The sequence below is a fragment of the Acinetobacter sp. 1207_04 genome (assembly GCF_052850415.1).
Map to the genome: position 1 here is coordinate 106,131 of NZ_VXCQ01000004.1, position 19,907 is coordinate 126,037.

The window sequence follows — 19,907 nt, forward strand, 5'->3', positions numbered from 1 at the left end:
CCGCGCTTTATATGACTGATTCAATTAATTCACCAGTGAAACATTGGTGTGAATTTGAGTTTATTTCCAAAACAGTGAAAAATCCAAATATTCACATTAAAGGAAATTATTCTTATTATTCTGCTTATTGGGATCAAGGATTTGAGCGTTGTGTAGTGCGCTATCTGCATGATAAACCTGCAACCACAGAGAAACCGATTGATCAGCTTTATATTGGAAATTTCGTCTGTTTCGGTGCTGAATGTGTAATTATGATGGGCGGTAATCAGTTACATCGCCCAGACTGGATTTCTACTTTTCCTTTTGATACGCGTAGTTTTGTACCCGCAGGCGATACAATCATTGCTGATGGCTGTTGGATTGGCAGCCGTGCCATGATCATGCAAGGTGTAACACTGGGTGAAGGTGCTGTAGTTGCTACAGGTGCAGTAGTCACGCAAAATGTTCCGCCTTATGCTGTCGTTGGTGGCGTTCCTGCCAAAGTGATTAAGTATCGTTTTTCTGATGAAGATATAGAAAAACTGCTTTCCCTCAAACTGTATGAAATGGATGAAAAGCAGTTTTTGAAGATGCGGGATGTGTTGCAAACGGAGGATACTCAATACTTAATCAAGCATCTCCAAAAACTCCATTTTGAATATATTGCTTCCAATCACGAATAAAATAAGCTGAATTCTCTAATTTCTTTATTGAATATTGTTCAAGAAATCTTTTTAAAACAATTTCCTTATCTTCCCTTTGCCCTGCTGTATTATAATTTCTATCGAAACTTTGTATTTTCTCTAAATAATCCAAGAAAAAAACTTGATTAATATTAAATTCAGAAGATAGTTTTGTACGGATAAAGTGCTCTTTTGTCACATATCTATCATCCCCTCGAAAATAGGTGAAAAGAATATCGACTATACTATTAAAATTTAATAAGTTTGTACTCAATGTTTGATCAAATAACAAAACCATTAAAAGCATGTTCATCATATTATTATTGGTTCTTAATAAAGCATACTGATTAATTTTTTTAATTAACTCACGAGAATTCAGTTTTTTCAATAATTGTAATCCAAGTACTAAAAAGTAAAACTGATTTACAATTTCTACACTTTCCAACTCATCAATTCTAAATAACTGTTCTTTAATTATGTATTCATACATTTTTGAGTCATTAATTTCAGCAAACTTTATGGTGAAATCTACAAATTTTTCTAAGTAATCACCATTCATTTCTGAGTCATAGCCATAAAAACTTTTTACAGACTGTAATAATTGGGGCTTATTCATCACTAAAACAAAAACTATTTTAGGAATATCAAAAAAATGTTTAATCCGCTCAATTAAACGAATGGCAAAATCAGGACGACAACGATCAAGTTCATCAATAATAAAAACGAGTGGTCTATCTAATTCTTCAGCTAATTTCGCTAGTTCTTGTTTAAATGCATGTAATGTATTTTTATCAGCTTCATGATTTTCAATTTTTGCTTCGATGCTTTCTTTAATTTTATCTCCGAGCTGATCAGTTGCAGATTCAATAACTTTTTCACCTGATTCATGAATCTGTTGCGCTAAAGTTCCCAATACTCCACCACTAATTAGATTTAATCCTAGTGTTAAAAGTACTTTTGGTAAACTTGGTAACAATGCATGATAGGCAGCGGCTGCTTTTTCTTTAAAGGTATTAATATGACTTTGATCAACATCACCATCTTTGGATAAACAACTTGTAATCTCAGAAGAAATTACTAAAAAAGGATCTTCCAAATAGTCATTTGCAAAAGCATCTAAATAAATTACGTTGTGATTTTCTTCTAAATGCTTCTTCCAATGTCGAACAAACCAAGTTTTCCCTTCGCCCCAACGAGCATCTAAAGCCAGTACAGCGCCACAATTTAAACGATCAACATAATTAGTGAGTTGCACACCTAAACGCTTCCGATCCCAAAGATCACCATCCCATGCCTGTTCAATATTATCTAGATTTGTACGTTGCCAATTGAGTTGATTTTGATCAGTCATTAGTTATTCATTATCATTAGATTAAATCTATTATGACCAAATTAAATTCATATTAAATAAATATTTACCACTGCACTCAAATAAAAGTTTCTCAGCTTTTCGAACCAACATACACGCCATATAATTTAACACATCATAAAAATGTATTTTTCATCACAAATTGAATTAAAAATTTAAATAATCATTCTACAAATAAATTCAAGTAACTAATTTTATTTGTTATTTCTATTAATAAAATAAATAAATCCCGATAAATTTACGTGGTTTTATTCTTATCATATTCAAGTTATGATGAATGTATAAACAGTTTTAGAACAGAACTGTATAAAAATTATTTACATTCAAATTAGGAGAATATCCATGACTTATCAAACAATTCTTGTACCGATTGATGGCTCCGAAACTTCACTATCCGTTATTCCTCATGTTGTTGAATTTGCAAAAGCATTTAACAGTAAAGTGATTGTTGCAGAAGTCATGACACTTGATCCCTATATTGCTGCCGAGTACCTATCAGGTCAGCAAAGTAATATGCTGATTGAACGTGCCCGTAAATTTATTGAAGATAATCTCAATACAGCCAAACAAAAGTTTGTAGATGCTGGTGTGGATGTTCAGACACAGATTCTTGAAGGTGAAAGCATCCATAAAACTATTACTAAAGCCATTGATACACTCAATATTGATTTAGTGATTTTAAGCTCGAATGGTCGTTCAGGCTTTCAAAAGTTTATTTTAGGTAGTGTTGCACAAAAACTTGTAACAGAATTAACAGTGCCTGTCATGATCATCAAAAAATCAGCTTAATCAAAACGTGATCTTAAGTATTTTCATTCTATTTGGATCACGTATTATTTTTACTAAATTCTGAGGATAAATAAAAAGTATTTAAGGTAACCAAGCAAACTGCTTTAAATTTACTCGACCATTGAGTACAACAACACCCTCGCTGAGCAATAAGATCTGTTGAAGATGATCACCATGTTCAGTCAGTTGAGTTGTACTCATTTTCCCTTGTGAATTGATCACACGATGCCAAGGAATAGCTGTCCTATCCTCAATCTGTCCTAAAACTCGTCCAACCAATCGTGCATGTTTTGGCAAGCCTGCCAATTTTGCAATTTGTCCATAACTTGCAACTTTACCTTTTGGAATTTGGCTAACTACAGCTAAAATCATTTGTGCAAGTTCATTCGACATCTTTGAATCTCATCTGCATTGGCATAATATTTAGGTTAAAATTAAATTCAAGCGAATGCAATTAGAATCATTTTCTACTAACTTAATAAAACACATATTAAAAACAACAAGAGTAATTAGCATGAAACGGACATTCAAAAAACTTATTCTTTCCATTGCTTTAAGCATGGGAACTGTAGGTAGCATCAGCCTAATCAACCAAACACACGCAGCTTCTGCGACTATTGATATCCAAAGTGTTTTACAACAAGAGCGTACTTGGGCTGGTTTACAAAGTAAACGCTTAAAAGTAGCTGACATTGATTGGGCTTATAGTGAAGGTGGTCAAGTTGGTAAACCAACGCTTATGCTTGTACATGGTCTTGCTGGTAGTCGAGACAATTGGAATCGTTTAGCACGCTATTTAACGCCTTATTATCATGTCATTATTCCAGATTTACCTGGACAAGGTGACAGTAAAGTTACTGCAGACTTTGATTATTCTATTCCGAATATGACTGAAAAACTGCGCCGTTTTGCAGAAGCCGCTAAAATTGAAAATGGCTTACATGTTGCAGGTCATTCAATGGGCGGCTCAATTGCTCTTCTGTATGCCGCACAATACCCCGTTGATAGTAAGTCTTTGTTTTTAATCGATAGTGCTGGTGTTTTTAAATCAGCAAATACACCTTATTTAAAAGACCCAACGTCTTTACGTAATATGATTGTTTCAAAGCCAGGCGATTTAGATCGTTTACTTAAAATTGCCACCAATATACCCCCATTTATTCCTAAAGAATTGAAAGACTCTCAGGAAAAATTAATGATTTCTCAATCTGCCAATACCAGTAAATTGGTTGAACAATTAATTTTGATGTCAAAAGTCTATACGCCGGATACCTTTGCTTTAGCTGCACGTAGTATTGATCAACCTGTACTAATAGCATGGGGTGAAAAGGATCAAATTATTAACGTTGAAGCTGCTACAGAACTAAAAGGCTTACTCAAAAATTCAAAAGACCCAATTATCTTAAAAGGTGTAGGTCATATGCCATTATTGGAACAAGAACAATTGCTGGTTAAGCCGTATTTAGATTTTTTGAGTACGGTTAAATAATATTATGATAAATCCCGTTGATTTTTAGCCAACGGGATTTTGTTGGATTCCATTCATATGATAATAAAAACTAGTACCTTGTAATGTTGCATTTTCCAAATAGACAATAAAATATGATCATTTTTTTATCTTTTAGTAACGGTAATAATTTTTGAAACGTAAGTTTAAAATTTAATTCATCACGAATATTACCGCATATCACAGCCCATGATCTGCTCATAAGGACTTTTCATCTTTCAAATTAAGTGGAAGAAAATTATTCAAGAATGGTAATTTTGCATTAACAGCTAACCATTCATAGTATTTCACTTGAGCACAAGCCACCGGATAAGCCATAAAACCAATACCAGGGCCAGAATTCACTTCATAGATCATAACTTCACCATCTTGTGAAATCCCTAAATCTAAACCAAGCGAATCAAGACGCCATGCATAAAGTTTTTGAAATTGGTTAGTAAATACTTTGAATAAGTTTTTTAATTCTTCATTAATTTCCTTAAAACATTTAGGATAAAACTGCTCTAAAAAAAGTTGTTCTCTTGTCGTAATTAATGCACCTTGCATACCATTTGTAATATCTGATGCCTTGCTTAAATTAACATACGGAAATATTTTAATTAATTGCCATTGCCCATTTTGACCACGAGTTATATGCATTCTAAAGACTGTCCCATGTCCTAAATTTGTTTCACTTAAAAAATATGGACTAAAATTAAAACTTTTACCTTTTTTCAAGATATCATTAAAAAAACTCTCAATACCTTCATTTTTAATATTTTTTTCTTCAGACAAATGTTTAACTAAATATCCTTGTTCTTGTAATTCAATAGTATATATTCCTTTGCCCTGATTACTTGCTCCTGGCTTAGCAATAATTTTTTTATGTAATGTAATAAATTCAATAAAATGTTCTAATGTTGTGATATTAATTACTTGTAGTAAATATTTTTTAAAATTATCTACTCGTTTCATTCTGTCATAAACTTGCTGCTTTGTTCCTATACGGTGATTTGTAAATGGTATTATTTCAGAAAGTTTATTATATATAGCTACATCTTCTTTTTTTACAGCAAGCCTATTTTGAATAACTACAGGAAAGTCAAAAAAACCTTTGATTATTTCATTTTTTTCTAAAGTAATACCTTTTATTTTTTTATTTTCAAAGTCAACATCAGCGGCCGTAAAAATATAAGCTTCATGTCCATGTTCATGTGCAACATTAATAAATATACGTTCAACTTCTGTTACAGCTCTATTCGGCTTTAAAATACCAAAAATCATTTTTATTTCCTTAATTAATTTTATTTTAAATATCAAAATAATTAATATACGCCACATAACCCGACAAGTTATGCTCTTGATCATCTATACGTGTACGTAAACGATCATGCCGAACATAAAAGCCATGTAATATATTTTTAGGTTTTTGCATATACATTGCAACTTCTGGATAGAAGAAACCATTTCTCTGAAATTCAACGCGTAATTGAATTAACTCTTTTAATTCTTCAAATTTTGCTGACTTCAATAACTCAGTAAAACCCTGCTCTTCCATACGTACTAGCATTTTATAAGCAGACATCATCATTTCTAAGAGTGTCGCATATACAGTTTGACGATTACGTATAAAATCCATATGCTTTAAATAATTGTTTAAACCGAATTGAAAATATTTTTCTTCAGGACATATTTTTGTCAGCTCATTAGTACAATAACTTAACCAATGATCATGATATTTATCATAATTTTTCGAAATAAAATGTTCAAACATCAATTTAACTGTATCTAATAAAACTGTGTTCTTATTGATTTGATACAATCGTAACAATGCTAATGCTGCTTCACCATCGTAATACACGATTCGAAATTTATCTTTTATTTCTAATGATGGATAATTCAAAATATGAGTCGTTTCACCTTGCTCATCAATCATCGTCTGAATACCTTTTGCAAGTGATTCAGCATATTTTTGATAACGATTATCTTGTGTAATTTCTTGATATTTTGTCAGCATTAAAATAGCGGCAGCATTAGAACCCAACTTAATCTCAGGTTCATCATCTAACCCATCGATCATGTATGCTGTACCCAATTGTGGCTCTTTATAAAAATGCGTTAAAGCATAATCTATCGATTGATGAATTTTAAACCAGTATTGTTCTTGCTTATTTATCTCAAATGTCTCAATAAGTGCATATAAAGAAGTACAATGGCGTACTGTATTATAACTTTTAATTTCACGGTTATATGCAGGAAAGTACCCATAAATAAAGCGACCATTATCCTTAATTTGATCATGTAGAAATGCTGCATTTTTTTCAATCATTTGGATAATATGATCTTTATTATTATTTTCATCAATATAACGTACACCATTTTGGCAACCACCTGTTTGAAGCTCAATAAACTGCTGCTTTTCGTAAATAGCAGATTGAGTATCAAATAAGTAAACTTTTTTTATTTTTTTAAAATCAAATTTTTCAGTTAATTTTCCATATTTTTTATCTAGAGTCGTTTTTAAATTTTTTTCGTCAATAAAATTAGGCTCATTATAAATAACTCCACGAATTACGGATCTTCCATATATTTCTTGTTCAAGTAAGCAAATTCCAAACTGCGCATCAAAGCTAATCCCTTTACGAAAATGATTATTATGTACTTGAGTTTCAATTTCTGTAACAACATCCCCCCATTCCTTTTCTTTTATATTTTGAACAAGATCAAGTTTAATGTATTCAATACTCGCATTACTTTTTGAAAATGATTTATCAATATAAACAATTGCTCTTTTTATTACTTTGGTTAAATCCACATCAGTTGTTGACCAAACCTTGCAACGAGTTTCAGCATTGCCGAGTGAAATAAATAATGTTTTAAACGTATTATTGTTTGTGAATCTCTGTTCAATCCACTCAACTAGTTTTCTTTTAAATTCAATTTGTTCTAAATATTTCAGTGTCATTGTTTTCGCCATTTCACATGGTTTTATTAAATAATGTTAAATATATCACATTTTTTCATTTATATTTTTTTCACATATAAAAATGATTTAACAAATCATATTCTCTTATATGTTTTTCATCATAAAAAACAATTTCTTATCGTTTAAAACTTTTTTAGTGTTACCTTCATCATTTCTGATATTAAAAAATTCGCAAAATTATACGTCTTACCTTTAAGACCTACGCCAGTACACTCATTCAATTTGCTCATTCGGCTTAACACAAGAATATACTTACATCTTTAATTTTTATCGCTTTTCTTATTTCACATATATTTATGCAAATTCAATATATCCTTTGTTATTATTGAAAAATACTTTATTTTTGATGTTAATTCACTATAATTATTTTTCAAAGATGAACAATAAAAATCTAAAAAATTATGGGGATAAAGGGATGTCACAACAAATCACAAATCATGAAATTTTAACGTGTTTTAAAAATAAACTTATTCCACTTTCTAATAATTTAACAGAAATGCTCAACGAACACTTCAGTCATCAAACTGAAAGGCGCGGATGTGGTTTCACACAAGCAACTCGTGTGATTGCTGAATTTATCAATCAGGAACGTGAAGAAACTGATTTTAAAGATTTTCGTATGTTTCAAGATTATGATACTCGTGCACTAAGAACGATAACATCCTCAGCAAAATCATATGACTTAGAATTAAATGGTTGGCGCAATCTACATTTACAAGCAAATGTAATCAATTTTCTAAACACATATCCCAAGCAAGATTTTTTCACTGACGCTCTGCAAAAAGAGTTTAAGTTTCAACAAGATTTGAATAATATTCATCAATGTGTTGAGTTTGAAGAAAGCAAATTACTGTGTAACTTTTTAGAAGATATTATTTTAAGAAAAACACAAAAAGAAACTGGTTTACTTGAACTTAAGAATTTAAATGAAAAACCCAAAGTTGGTTCCTGCCCAATGGCGGAAAATTTTTTCTTAAAAATCGCACATGGTCGTCTATTACGTCAAGGGTTAATCAATATTTTTACTGATGATAATAATCGACCTATTTTGATGGAAAAACTCAAAATGGGTGATGATCATTCATGCATTAACCTCGTTCCTGTTATGATGAATGGGATTCGAATTCCATCTGGTAGCCTTTTTTCAGTACAATACAATGAGGAACTACTTCACAAAAATGCAAATAAACATTATAAAGGTTATATTATACCCATTTCTGAAGTCGATGGTTTTTGGTTCTTAAGATTAACTACTCTGTCTATTTCTCCAGAAAATCGTGCAAGAGCATTCAATGCACATTATAAACAGCAAGTTGATAATGGACTTTTTAGCCCAGGTACAACGCTGCTAGAACAGTTAACGAAAATTGCTGAAGAACAAATTTAATGTAGGTGCCCTCTTATGCTGAAAGCATGTTATTCCTCACGATATTATGCGACTACGCACACAAATAGCATGGAAAAGCTCACTGCTGTTGCCGAAGTACTTGAACAAGATCAACTAGCTGATTTGGTCGACCCTGAAAGTATTGATCCACGTATTTTATACTCAATTCATGATCCAGCTTATGTTCGCGCATTTTTAACAGGAAAACGCCCACTTGCGACTATGCAAGGTTTTAAAAATTGGTCACCACAATTTCGGGAAGCCATTTTATCCATTCAAGCAGGTCAATTATTGGCAACGAGTTTGGCACTCAAAAATGGTATTTCAGCGAATATCGCTCAAGGATTTCATCATGCCGTCTATGCCCACGGCAATGCCTATTGTACGTTTAATGGTTTAGCTTTAATCGCTAAACAATTCCCGCATAAAAAAATCTTTATTCTCGATTGCGATCAACATGGCGGTAATGGTACAGCCGAATATTCACTGACCATGAAAAACCTCTATAATTTTAGTATTTATGGTTTAGCTTTTGGTTGTACGACCAATGAACGTAGCACAACCCGCCCGATTCACAATCAAAAAGGCAATTTCGATCAATATTCTGAAGCGATTGTGGAAGGTTTTGAACATGCCATTGATTGGCAAGCTGATCTCATTATTTACCAAGCAGGAATGGATTGTCATCAAAATGACCGTTGTGGCTCTAAATGGTTTACCACTGAAATGCTCTATGAGCGAGATTTGATGGTGTTTAAACTTGCGAAAAAATATAATATTCCCATTATGTTTGTGCTTGCTGGTGGTTATCAAAAATTGGAAACGCTTGTACCTTTACACGTCAACACTTTCAAGGCTGCTAACGAAGTTTATTTCAATACATTATCTTAAATGAAATATAATTATAATTATTTATAAAAAAGCCAGATTACAATCTGGCTTTTTTATCTTTCAATGATTTTAATTCTTAGAAATTATTTGGATTTTCCAAACGCTTCACTTCTTGCGCTTTACTTGGATGATGTACGGTTGCCACACCATCATCAGTTTTTTGATCAACAATGGCTTCTGGGTTATAGATAACAATAGTTTCATTCCCATAAGCATCTTCTCCGACAATATATTTAAATCCTTTACGATTCATCTTATTACACATACGTTGATACCACCCTTTGAAGCCTTGTTTTTCTTCACTTGGGTTGTAATAAAATGCATTCATTACCGCAGGTAAGCCTAGCCCACAGACAATTCCAGATAGTAATACACTAATAAATGTATAACCAATCAAAATACTGCTGTATTGGCTCAGCTCAGGCACGTTAGCCACAGCAAGAATCAGTGCAAGTGAAATCCCTCCACGAACCCCGCCCCAAGATAAAATAGCTAAACTACCATTATAACTTTTCATACGGAACGATGGGAAAAATGCAAATGCCAAAAAGTTTGCAGCAAAACGTGAAAGGTGTAGAGCAAAGAAAGCAACAATACCGCCTAAAATTAAGCTTGTACTCAAATCTAAAATAAAGATTTCTAGCCCAATAAGGGTAAAGAGAAATGAATTGATAATGCCTTCAACGGTATGCCAAAAATGGTTTACTTCTCGAATTTCACGATCTTGTAAAATCTCTTTCCATTTATTCCCAACAATTAAACCACCAATCACGCAGGCAATAGGTGCAGAGGCGTGAGCAAATAAAGCCACCAAATATGAGCCACATGCCAACAATGCAGTTGTTAATATCAGCGATTCCATTTCATGCTTACCACGGAGTAAACGTAAAATCCCAAGACCAAATGCCCAACCAATAATGACCGCAACGACAATTTCATACAGCAATGTTTGTAAGGTCGCAATCAAACTAAAATGCTCACCTTCCAACACATTCAATAACGTCATAAATACTGCAATACACATGGCATCGTTAAACAAAGATTCGCCTTCAAGCTTTACAATTAAATGGTGTGGCGCACGAACCGAGCTTAGTACACCTTTAATTCCAATTGGATCCGTTGCACCTAAGGCAGAACCTAGTAATAGCAATACCAAAATAGGTACAGGATTACCTGTTAAATACTGAAAGCCAAACACTAAACCTGCAAAAAATAAGGCACAAAGTACTAATGCAATGGTGGCAAGAATACTAATTGGCTTCCAATAACTACGTAAATCTGAGACTTTAAATTTCAGTGCGGATGATGTCAGAATGAAACAAATCACGCCATTAACTAAAAAATCATAAAAATCGATATGACGTACAGCTTCCTCAATATTATGAATATTAATAGAGACAAACTGATTTCCATTCAGCAGACTTGCTCCCCATTGCAATAGAAAGACAAAAATAGCCGAAACAAGTGGTACACCAATTGCCTGAGGAAATCCTAAAATACGTTTATTAAATATTGTTGTCGCAATGGATAATGCAAAAACGACTGTAAAAACTTGAAGAAAGAAATAATTACCCATGCGCGCCCTAATCTTTAATTGTGATTGATAATGAATGCCACAACATTTCCTAAATGAATAGAAAAATACCTACCATTCAACAAAAATATAATTTTACAAAAAATAGTAAACCACGTCGCATTTCCCGTTTATTTTTTAACATAAAAACTACTTTTTTCTCATACTCCCTGATGAAAAAATGCAATCCGATTATTTTTTACATAAAATTATTTTCAGCTTACAAATCGAGTTAAACTACCTGCATTACGATTTTTTGATCGTACTCCTGTTTCTGTGATATTCAATATGACTTTTAAAATGTTGTTCCGTTGTTTTTACGCTTTTGTTCTCATTTTAATTACAACCATGCTCATTTGGACTTGTGTTGTTAAAACACTTGAACTCACTCGCTCAAGTAATACTCCTGATCATGTTTCAACATTCAGTTCAAATACTCAAACAGAATATCGTTTGCTCAGTAACAATCAAAAGCCCGACAAAAAGTTATGGATTGTGATTAAAAATCAAGGATATATCGCTGAGTTAAATTGTGAACATTACCTAAAAATCTTATGCACCGATCAAGACAATCAACATCCATTCCGAAGAATTGATGATGTAACAGTTCAACGCTTTAATGACAAATATTATATTCAAGAGATGAGCTATACCAACACCCAAAATATGCAGCAAAATACTGTAAAATTTTCAGCTCAAGATATTCAATCTTTTCACCAAGCTGATCTCATTACTTTACGTAATCAGATCATTACTTTAAGTTTATTTGCTTTATTTGCACTATATGTTTGTTATCGAATTTTGCGAGACTTCCGAAAATTTTTAAATAAGTAATTTTATTTTCCTCATAAAAAAAGAGAGTACAAATACTCTCTTTTTATTCAAATATTTAAATCTTAAGATTTAAATGTGTCACACGCATTCACATCGCCACTTTTTAAACCAGTTTGAAACCATTGCATACGCTGTGCACTTGTACCATGCGTGAAACTATCTGGTACAGCTATACCCCGTGCTTTTTTCTGCAAATAATCATCGCCGATTTTATGTGCAGCATCCATCGCTTCTTCCACATCACCCTGATCTAAAAATTGCGTTTTTTGCTGTGTTTTATTCGCCCAAATACCCGCAAAACAATCGGCTTGCAACTCTAAACGCACAGACAATTGATTGCCTTGTACTTGACTCGCTTGTTGACGTGCTTTTTGTACTTGCGATGAAATGCCTAATAAGTTTTGTACATGATGTCCAACCTCATGTGCAATCACATAAGCCTGTGCAAAATCACCAGCCTCATCACGTGTTGAAAGCTCAGTCTGATTTTGCTCACCCGAAATATCCATTTGCTGACGCATTTCACGAAAAAAAGTGGTATCCAAATAAACCGTTTGATCGGCAGGACAATAAAATGGTCCCATTGCGGATTCAGCCGAACCACATGCAGAACGATCCCGACCACTAAACATCACCAATTTCGGTGGACTATATTGTGCACCTTGTTGTTGAAAAATTTGTGTCCATGCATCTTCCGTATCTGCTAAAACTGTACCAACAAATGCTAAAGATTCTTTCTGCTCAGCTGTCATATTTTCAGGTGATGCACCTTGTGTTTGCTGACTTGAAGTCACTTGTTTAGTCGCTTGATAGGCCATTTGAGGATCAACCCCAAAAAACTTCCATGCTACAAAGGCAACAATTAAACCTAAAATACTAATGCCACCAGCCTTTGCACCACCACCACCTCGACGATCTTCAACATTTTCGCTAACACGTCGCCCTTTCCAACGCATAATTTTTATCCTTATTTTTAGCCGTTGCCTTGATCATAACTGATCTATTCAATTTTATACCGTTTTCGATGATGAACGGATTTTCTGAATCAAACCAATCACCAATACAACCACTAAACCAGCAATAAAACCAACCACAAAATTGATAAAAGTCGGCGTGATTGCCCCAATAATATTTCCAATCGCAGGAATCAGCTCCACATGATCTACAGCTTCTTCTGTCCAATGATGAAAGGTTGAAATTGCATGGGTAATAATCCCCCCCCCCACAAGGAACATCGCAATCGTGCCAACAATCGTTAATGTTTTCATTAACTTTGGTGCAAATGCCAATAATCCACGCCCAATTTTTTGTTTAACACTTGATGCCTGTTCAGTTAAATACAAGCCCAAATCGTCAATTTTCACAATCATAGCAACAAAACCATAAACGCCAATTGTCATACCAATGGCAATCACTGAAAGTACGATGAGTTTCGTGCTAAACGTTGCTGCAACAACTGTTCCAAGTGAAATTACCACAATTTCAGCCGAAAGAATAAAGTCAGTACGCACAGCACCTTTAATTTTATCTTTCTCAAAGTTTACCAAATCAGTTTCTATAGTTTGAAGCTCATCTTTTGCTTCTTCTGTGGTCTTTGCTTTCTTGTGATGTAAGCTATGAAGTACTTTTTCAACACCTTCATAACATAAAAATAAACCGCCTATCATCAACAGAGGTGTAATTAACCAAGGTGCAAAAAAACTAATCGCTAATGCCAATGGCACCAAAATCAATTTATTGATAAATGAACCTTTTGCCACCGCCCAAACCACGGGTAATTCACGATCTGAACGTACACCACTGACTTGTTGAGCATTTAAGGCTAAATCATCACCCAATACACCCGCTGTTTTTTTTGCCGCCATCTTACTCATCACAGCAACGTCATCAAGGACTGCAGCAATATCATCGAGTAATATTAATAAACTACTTGCCATTTTTTTTCCTAATTTTTAGTTATGTCGCTATTTTAAATTGAAACCTGTGTTTTCTATAACTTATTTTGTACAAATATTTTAGTCAGTTGCTTCAGTTTATTTTTTCTCATGTCATTAAAACATAAGCACAATACACTTTGCCAAGTTCATTTAAATTCGTACTGACATAAAAAAAAATAATGCCGTACAATAAGCCCGAATTTAAAAACATGATGGTCGTTTTACGACGCTGGAATAAATAATGAGCACTCAAGACAATCGCCCTGTTATTTTGACAGGCGACCGCCCAACTGGACAACTTCATTTAGGTCACTTTGTTGGCTCTTTACGGTCACGTGTAGAATTACAAGATTCGCATCATCAGCACATTTTATTGGCTGATGCTCAAGCACTGACTGACAATGCTGATAATTTTGAAAAAGTACGTCGTAATATTATTGAAGTTGCGACCGATTATTTAGCTGTCGGTATTGATCCAACTAAAACGACTATTTGCGTTCAATCATGCCTGCCTGCATTAAATGAACTCACCATGTTGTATTTGAACTTTGTGACTGTTGCGCGTTTAGAACGTAATCCAACCATTAAATCTGAAATTCAGATGCGTGGTTTTGAACGAGATATTCCTGCTGGTTTCTTATGTTACCCTGTTGCCCAAGCAGCTGATATTACAGCATTTAAAGCCACTGTCGTTCCTGTAGGTGACGATCAAATTCCAATGATCGAACAAACTAACGAAATTGTGCGCCGTTTAAATCGTCAAATTGGTCATGATCTTTTACCTGAATGCAAAGTCTTGCTTTCAAATACAGGTCGTCTCCCTGGTTTTGATGGTAAAGCGAAAATGTCAAAATCGTTGGGCAATACCATTGTGCTTGATGCTTCTGACAAAGATATCAAAAAAGCAGTAAATGCAATGTATACCGATCCAAACCATTTGCGTATTGAAGATCCAGGTCAAGTTGAAGGTAATATTGTATTTGCTTATCTCGATGCATTTGATACCAACAAAGAAGAAGTTGCAGAACTGAAAGCACACTATCAACGTGGTGGTTTAGGTGATGGTACCGTGAAAAAACGTCTCGAAGGTGTGTTAAAAGAATTAATTACACCAATTCGTGAACGTCGTATGGAACTTGCTAAAGACCCAGATTACATCATGGATATCTTAAAAACAGGTACAGATAAATGTCGTGACATTACTCAACAAACCTTAGATGAGATTAAAGCAGGTTTGGGCGTATTTCATTTCTAAAGTGAATACGATGTGTATATTGATCTAGAACCTTGTCAAAGCCTTTTAAATAAAAGGCTTTTTCTTTTTGAGTATCTAACTTTTTTATGCAAATAAAACATTTTTTACGAGAATTTACACTTAATTACGTGAACACTGATGTTATTAAGCACTGTACTTTTTATACTTAATTTAAGTTCTGAATCTCCCCAGATTCATAACACTCTCCTTTACCGAAACTGAATATTCAGGTTCGTTGTTCCTACGCAGTGATTCCCCAATCATTGCGTATTTTTTTGCCAAAAACAGACAAACTTCAATAAAAATTAAATATAAAGCATTGATTTAATGAATTTATCACATGCATTTCAACTTGATCAAGTCGATTTAAAAATATACTATCAAGGTCACGCTAGATTTAATTGATCAATCAAAACCTTTTTTGAGCGTATAAAACAACGTGACTTTATTCACTCTCAAATTATTTTTAATGTAAAAAACAAAAGAGTAATTGCCCATGTGGGAACTTTTTATACATCCATCGAATCTCATTTTTAGTGTTTCTTTAAGCCTTATGGTTTTATTAGGTGTATTGGAATGTCTACTTTTGATTGTTGGCTCAAGTAGTCAAGGGTTTCTCGATCAATTTGTTCCTGATCAATTGATCGAAGCTCCACATTCTGAATTCGATGTCCACGTTGATCATGATGCTTTTGTTCAACTTCTTGATTGGTTGTATTTAGGTCGTATCCCCATGTTGGTGTGGCTCATTATTTTTTTAACCATTTACGCTTTAATAGGTTTTATCTTACAAAGCATTTTTTACAGTTTCAGCACACATTATTTTCCACTTTGGATTGCTGCTCCTGCTTGTTTAATTTTATGTATGCCTCTTGTTCGTATCTCTTCAGCTAGCATGGCTAAGATTTTACCTAAAGATGAAACTACAGCCATTCATAGTGATGAATTAATTGGTCGTACTGCCATTATTATCTTAGGTGAAGCACGATTAAATTACCCAGCTCAAGCACGAGTTAGAGATCAATTCGGTCAATCACATTACATTTTGGTTGAACCCGAAACCGATATTATTTTTGCTCAAGGTCAAGAAGTTTTACTCAGTGAACGAACAAGCATGGGTTTTCGTGCACAAGCAATCACTTAAAGCTCTATTTATATTTAAAAAATTTAATGACAACTTTAATTTATATTTTCAACCATAATCACAAGAGAACAACATATGCAAAGCTCTAATCTTTATTCCATTTTGGTTCTTGCTGGCATTATTTTAGCCGCATTGATTATTATTGGGATTATTATTGCCCGTCTTTATAAACGCTCAAGTAAAGAAGTTTCTTTTGTCCGTACAGGATTTGGCGGTGAAAAAGTGATTTTAGGTGGAGGTGCAATTGTTCTACCTGTTTTACATGAAGTCATTCCTGTCAATATGAATACCCTGCGTTTAGAAGTTAAACGTGCCGCAGATCAAGCTTTAATTACCAAAGATCGTATGCGTGTTGATGTTGCTGCTGAGTTTTACGTTCGTGTTAAACCTACTGCTGAATCAATTGCGACTGCTGCTCAAACACTCGGGCAGAAAACCATGCAACCGAATGAATTAAAGTCATTGGTTGAAGGTAAATTTGTCGATTCATTACGCTCTGTTGCTGCTGAAATGGCGATGGAAGAATTACATGAAAAGCGTGTCGATTTTGTACAAAAAGTTCAGCAAGCAGTATCAGAAGAATTATTTAAAAATGGTCTTGAACTTGAAACCGTATCATTAACTGGTCTAGATCAAACCGATTTTAAATTTTTCAATCCACAAAATATTTTCGATGCTGAAGGTCTAACGAAACTGACTGAAACCATTGAAGATCGCCGTAAAAAACGTAATGGTCTAGAACAAGATGCAGACCTTGCTATTAAAACTAAAAATCTTGAAACCGAGCAAGCACGTCTTAAAATTACTCGTGAAGAAGAATATTCGAAGATGGAACAAATCCGAGAACTCTCTATTCGCCGTGCGGAGCAACAAGCTGAAATTGCAACTCAAGAATCTGAAAAGCAACGTGAAGCAGGCGAAGCAAAAATTGCCTCTGATCGTCAAGTCCAATTAAAACAAATTGCTGCCGATCGTGATATTGAAAATGAAAATATTTTAAAAGCACAAGCCATTCAAAAAGCACAAGTTGAACAAAAGAAAACCATTGAACTTGCTGAACAAGACCGTGCAATTGCGATTGCTGAAAAATCTCGTGCAGAATCTGAAGCGAAAGCACTTGCGGATCAAGCCCGTGCACAAGCAGTCAAAGCCGAAGAGGAAGTCACCACTGTACGTGAAACTCAACGTGCTGAACGCTTAAAGGCTGTTGAACTTGTTGCAGCCAAACAAGTCGCTGAAACTGATGCAATTGCTATTACTGTGGCAGCAGAAGCATCAAAACAAGCTGCTGTGGATGATGCCGAAGCAGTGCGTACTGTTGCCGAAGCCGATGCAGAAAAGATTCGTTTAAAAGCAAAAGGTGAAGCCGATGCAAAAATTTTGCTCGCTCAAGCACAAGAAAAACAATATCAAGTTGATGCAGCAGGTACACGTGCAGTCAATGAAGCCAATAATATTTTGTCTTCTGAGCAAGTAGAAATGCAAATCCGCCTAGCATTATTAAAATATCTTCCTGAAATTATTCGTGAAAGTGTTAAACCAATGGAAAATATTGACGATATTAAAATTCTTCAGGTCAATGGTTTAGGAAATATTGGCTCTGCAACAGTGAATGGTGAAGCGAATGATCAAGGTCAAGTTGCCTTATCAGATCAAGTTGTAAATAGTGCCCTACGCTACCGTAGCCAAGCACCGCTCATTGATAGCTTAATGAGTGAATTGGGTATTCAAGGTGGTGATATCAATGGAATGACGCAAAGCCTTAAACCTAAAGTTGAATAAGTTTCGCTGACTTTATTTCAGCAAATTTCTTTGAGTCAAGTCCTACCTTTTGCTTGAATTTTCTCATACGTATAAGTACTGAATATACAAAGTATTCAGTACTTTTTAATACCGTAAAATCATCATTTTAAAATTATAATCATTTATTTAGGTCATAATATTTTATTTTGGCTTCATTTTATCTGTAGCGCACCGTGACAGGCTTTATCGTAGATTCAAAAATTGATAAATTTTATCTTTACCTTATTTATGATGTCTTTTTGAGTTTATATTTTACCACCACAGGTTACAGTACCTTTCATCATCCTGAGTGCTTAACAAAGCTATAGAATGCCATGCAAAAAGAGCTCTCTACCTTTTAATTTGCTTACGCCCTGTTAAGATTATTTTTCAAACAGTTGAATTTATTTTTAAAAGATTTAGAGTAATACATACTTTTTAAATTTTACGATTAAGCATAGAATCTCGCCCATCCATTTTTATAAAAATATGTGTGATGAAATTCTCATTTTTAATCATATGCTCAGCCATTTTAGCTGGGTGTACACTCGGCACACCCCGTGAACTCAAAAAAGCCGAAGTTATACTTAATCAATTTGAATGTAAAAATATTGAAACAGGGCAACTAAACCACAGTGCAATTACGAGCTATCATGAACGCACTCTATCGGTCAGTAAAGAAAAAGCATCGTCTTATGTTGAAAGTTATAAGGAAGGCGAGGAAATTTTTCGTATTCCGCTCGATCAAGTGGTTCAACAACAATATGATATTTATAAATCTGCTTGCGAATCTTTAGGCGGTGTATCAAAAATCAACTAAAAAGCATTTAAGATTTTAATTTTCAAAAATAAAAGACAGGTCTATCCTGTCTTTATCATTTTAAATCGTCTTTAATACTTATTCTTGAGATGAATGATAACGGATATCAACACTGAATAATTCAGGAAATTTAGGATTGATCTGTGCATAAAAAGCCATAATTTCAGCCATGTCTTTTTCATAGTCGCCTGTTGGATAAATAATCTTCCCAACACCTGTAGTTTTTTTATCATAATCCATATATGCAAGAGCAATAGGTACACCTGCATTGATGGCAACATGATAAAAGCCTGTTTTCCATTTTTCTTGTTTAGCACGTGTTCCTTCTGGTGTCACCAACATCACTAATTTTTCATGTGTTTTAAATAAGTCTGACATCAATTCAACCATACTTGAGCGTGCTTCACCCTCTTTTTTAGGCCGACGATTAATACCTATGCCACCCATTGCACGGACAAAAGGACCCAATGGCAATTTCATATAACTGTCTTTAATTGTGATGCGAACATTCACACCTAAAGCTTTAAGTGCAAGACGCGCATACAAAGCATCCCAGTTACTAGTATGTGGTGCAGCAATCATGACACATTGATCAATATTTAAATCCCAATGATTATCAATTTTCCATCCTATCAATCCAAGGCTTTGTTCTGCCAATTTTTCAAACACGTTATATACTCAATAAAATAATGCGTGGATTGTAGCAACCAGATCAAAATATGAAAGCTCAATTTGACAGAAAATTTATCAATTAATATATATGTGTATAATTTTTTAAGCATTCATAAATACTTAAAATTACTTATTTTTTTATTTTATTTTCATATAATGATTTTAATGTAAAAAATAAATAAGTTCGCCAAAAGAAAGATCACAATTATTCTCAATTTTATATATCAATACGTTCTTTATTGAATATTTTACAACCATAGAAGCAGAGTTTTGCCTATAAAATTTTTTATGTATTATGGCGAGATCCAACTCATAAAAAT

18 protein-coding genes are annotated in these 19,907 nt (G+C 33.8%); 10 read left to right on the forward strand and 8 right to left on the reverse strand.

All coding sequences use genetic code 11. The features are described 5' to 3' along the window. The first annotated feature begins 11 nt into the window (after positions 1–11). Positions 12–662: a CatB-related O-acetyltransferase gene (locus tag FW754_RS05025; RefSeq protein ID WP_446324033.1), complete on the forward strand. Its 651-nt coding sequence runs from the start codon at positions 12–14 to the stop codon at positions 660–662. Here FW754_RS05025 and FW754_RS05030 read toward each other — a convergent pair. Next, positions 610–2,013: a KAP family P-loop NTPase fold protein gene (locus FW754_RS05030; RefSeq protein WP_446324034.1), complete on the reverse strand. Its 1,404-nt coding sequence runs from the start codon at positions 2,011–2,013 to the stop codon at positions 610–612. The two genes, FW754_RS05025 and FW754_RS05030, sit on opposite strands and share 53 nt — an antisense overlap. A gap of 360 nt (positions 2,014–2,373) precedes the next feature. On the opposite strand from FW754_RS05030, the gene FW754_RS05035 reads away from it, so the two are divergent. Then, positions 2,374–2,820, forward strand: a complete 447-nt coding sequence (locus FW754_RS05035) for a universal stress protein (protein ID WP_409512379.1) — start codon at positions 2,374–2,376, stop codon at positions 2,818–2,820. Positions 2,821–2,901: 81 nt separating this feature from the next. On the opposite strand, the gene FW754_RS05040 is transcribed toward FW754_RS05035, so the two are convergent. Then, positions 2,902–3,213, reverse strand: coding sequence for an MGMT family protein (locus FW754_RS05040; protein WP_419348880.1), 312 nt, complete (start codon positions 3,211–3,213; stop codon positions 2,902–2,904). A gap of 121 nt (positions 3,214–3,334) precedes the next feature. Here FW754_RS05040 and FW754_RS05045 point away from each other — a divergent pair, with 121 nt between their 5' ends. Continuing rightward, positions 3,335–4,309 (forward strand): alpha/beta fold hydrolase, encoded by a 975-nt coding sequence (locus tag FW754_RS05045; RefSeq protein WP_446324035.1) that lies wholly within the window; start codon positions 3,335–3,337, stop codon positions 4,307–4,309. Positions 4,310–4,525: 216 nt separating this feature from the next. Here FW754_RS05045 and FW754_RS05050 read toward each other — a convergent pair whose 3' ends face one another. Both FW754_RS05050 and FW754_RS05055 read right to left on the reverse strand, forming a co-directional pair. After that, positions 4,526–5,590 carry a YheC/YheD family protein gene (locus FW754_RS05050; protein WP_409512376.1) on the reverse strand — a complete coding sequence of 355 codons (1,065 nt, stop codon included), beginning with the start codon at positions 5,588–5,590 and terminating at the stop codon, positions 4,526–4,528. Between the two features lie 25 nt (positions 5,591–5,615). After that, a complete protein-coding gene (locus FW754_RS05055) occupies positions 5,616–7,271 on the reverse strand; it encodes a poly alpha-glucosyltransferase (protein ID WP_446324036.1) in 1,656 nt (551 codons plus the stop codon). A gap of 436 nt (positions 7,272–7,707) precedes the next feature. On the opposite strand from FW754_RS05055, the gene FW754_RS05060 reads away from it, so the two are divergent. Beyond that, the gene (locus FW754_RS05060; protein WP_446324037.1) at positions 7,708–8,679 is read left to right on the forward strand and encodes a hypothetical protein; all 972 of its coding nucleotides are present in this window, start codon (positions 7,708–7,710) and stop codon (positions 8,677–8,679) included. A 15-nt stretch (positions 8,680–8,694) separates the two neighbouring features. Then, positions 8,695–9,570: a histone deacetylase gene (locus tag FW754_RS05065; protein WP_409512373.1), complete on the forward strand. Its 876-nt coding sequence runs from the start codon at positions 8,695–8,697 to the stop codon at positions 9,568–9,570. A 76-nt stretch (positions 9,571–9,646) separates the two neighbouring features. Here the strand turns inward: FW754_RS05065 and FW754_RS05070 are convergent, their stop codons facing one another. Next, entirely contained in the window at positions 9,647–11,146 is a 1,500-nt protein-coding gene (locus tag FW754_RS05070) for a cation:proton antiporter (protein WP_446324038.1), read from the reverse strand. A 285-nt stretch (positions 11,147–11,431) separates the two neighbouring features. Between FW754_RS05070 and FW754_RS05075 the strand changes: the two genes are divergently transcribed. Next, entirely contained in the window at positions 11,432–11,977 is a 546-nt protein-coding gene (locus tag FW754_RS05075; RefSeq protein ID WP_446324039.1) for a hypothetical protein, read from the forward strand. A 62-nt stretch (positions 11,978–12,039) separates the two neighbouring features. On the opposite strand, the gene ypfJ is transcribed toward FW754_RS05075, so the two are convergent. Beyond that, entirely contained in the window at positions 12,040–12,933 is an 894-nt protein-coding gene (gene ypfJ / locus FW754_RS05080) for a KPN_02809 family neutral zinc metallopeptidase (RefSeq protein ID WP_409512616.1), read from the reverse strand. Between the two features lie 54 nt (positions 12,934–12,987). Continuing rightward, positions 12,988–13,914, reverse strand: a complete 927-nt coding sequence (locus FW754_RS05085) for a DUF808 domain-containing protein (protein ID WP_419347300.1) — start codon at positions 13,912–13,914, stop codon at positions 12,988–12,990. 241 nt (positions 13,915–14,155) lie between these two features. Between FW754_RS05085 and trpS the strand changes: the two genes are divergently transcribed. The 4 genes from trpS (at position 14,156) to FW754_RS05105 (ending at position 18,915) form a co-directional block, all read left to right on the forward strand. Further along, positions 14,156–15,169, forward strand: a complete 1,014-nt coding sequence (gene trpS / locus FW754_RS05090) for a tryptophan--tRNA ligase (RefSeq protein WP_409512614.1) — start codon at positions 14,156–14,158, stop codon at positions 15,167–15,169. A 496-nt stretch (positions 15,170–15,665) separates the two neighbouring features. Continuing rightward, complete coding sequence (locus FW754_RS05095) at positions 15,666–16,313, forward strand: YqiJ family protein (protein ID WP_419347297.1); 648 nt, start codon at positions 15,666–15,668, stop codon at positions 16,311–16,313. Between the two features lie 75 nt (positions 16,314–16,388). After that, complete coding sequence (locus tag FW754_RS05100) at positions 16,389–18,095, forward strand: flotillin domain-containing protein (protein ID WP_409512612.1); 1,707 nt, start codon at positions 16,389–16,391, stop codon at positions 18,093–18,095. A gap of 496 nt (positions 18,096–18,591) precedes the next feature. Beyond that, the gene (locus tag FW754_RS05105) at positions 18,592–18,915 is read left to right on the forward strand and encodes a hypothetical protein (protein WP_409512611.1); all 324 of its coding nucleotides are present in this window, start codon (positions 18,592–18,594) and stop codon (positions 18,913–18,915) included. 78 nt (positions 18,916–18,993) lie between these two features. Here the strand turns inward: FW754_RS05105 and FW754_RS05110 are convergent, their stop codons facing one another. Next, entirely contained in the window at positions 18,994–19,584 is a 591-nt protein-coding gene (locus FW754_RS05110; RefSeq protein ID WP_419347290.1) for a 1-acyl-sn-glycerol-3-phosphate acyltransferase, read from the reverse strand. Positions 19,585–19,907 lie beyond the last annotated feature (323 nt).

What these genes read in the sequence shown, in the direction of transcription:
- FW754_RS05060 (WP_446324037.1), top strand. Translation starts at nt 7,708, where the DNA reads ATGTCACAACAAATCACAAATCATGAAATTTTAACGTGTTTTAAAAAT.
- FW754_RS05055 (WP_446324036.1), bottom strand. Translation starts at nt 7,271, where the DNA reads ATGACACTGAAATATTTAGAACAAATTGAATTTAAAAGAAAACTAGTT.
- FW754_RS05035 (WP_409512379.1), top strand. Translation starts at nt 2,374, where the DNA reads ATGACTTATCAAACAATTCTTGTACCGATTGATGGCTCCGAAACTTCA.
- FW754_RS05050 (WP_409512376.1), bottom strand. Translation starts at nt 5,590, where the DNA reads ATGATTTTTGGTATTTTAAAGCCGAATAGAGCTGTAACAGAAGTTGAA.
- FW754_RS05085 (WP_419347300.1), bottom strand. Translation starts at nt 13,914, where the DNA reads ATGGCAAGTAGTTTATTAATATTACTCGATGATATTGCTGCAGTCCTT.
- FW754_RS05105 (WP_409512611.1), top strand. Translation starts at nt 18,592, where the DNA reads ATGAAATTCTCATTTTTAATCATATGCTCAGCCATTTTAGCTGGGTGT.
- ypfJ (WP_409512616.1), bottom strand. Translation starts at nt 12,933, where the DNA reads ATGCGTTGGAAAGGGCGACGTGTTAGCGAAAATGTTGAAGATCGTCGA.
- trpS (WP_409512614.1), top strand. Translation starts at nt 14,156, where the DNA reads ATGAGCACTCAAGACAATCGCCCTGTTATTTTGACAGGCGACCGCCCA.
- FW754_RS05095 (WP_419347297.1), top strand. Translation starts at nt 15,666, where the DNA reads ATGTGGGAACTTTTTATACATCCATCGAATCTCATTTTTAGTGTTTCT.
- FW754_RS05045 (WP_446324035.1), top strand. Translation starts at nt 3,335, where the DNA reads ATGAAACGGACATTCAAAAAACTTATTCTTTCCATTGCTTTAAGCATG.
- FW754_RS05040 (WP_419348880.1), bottom strand. Translation starts at nt 3,213, where the DNA reads ATGTCGAATGAACTTGCACAAATGATTTTAGCTGTAGTTAGCCAAATT.
- FW754_RS05065 (WP_409512373.1), top strand. Translation starts at nt 8,695, where the DNA reads ATGCTGAAAGCATGTTATTCCTCACGATATTATGCGACTACGCACACA.
- FW754_RS05030 (WP_446324034.1), bottom strand. Translation starts at nt 2,013, where the DNA reads ATGACTGATCAAAATCAACTCAATTGGCAACGTACAAATCTAGATAAT.
- FW754_RS05025 (WP_446324033.1), top strand. Translation starts at nt 12, where the DNA reads ATGACTGATTCAATTAATTCACCAGTGAAACATTGGTGTGAATTTGAG.
- FW754_RS05075 (WP_446324039.1), top strand. Translation starts at nt 11,432, where the DNA reads ATGACTTTTAAAATGTTGTTCCGTTGTTTTTACGCTTTTGTTCTCATT.
- FW754_RS05070 (WP_446324038.1), bottom strand. Translation starts at nt 11,146, where the DNA reads ATGGGTAATTATTTCTTTCTTCAAGTTTTTACAGTCGTTTTTGCATTA.
- FW754_RS05100 (WP_409512612.1), top strand. Translation starts at nt 16,389, where the DNA reads ATGCAAAGCTCTAATCTTTATTCCATTTTGGTTCTTGCTGGCATTATT.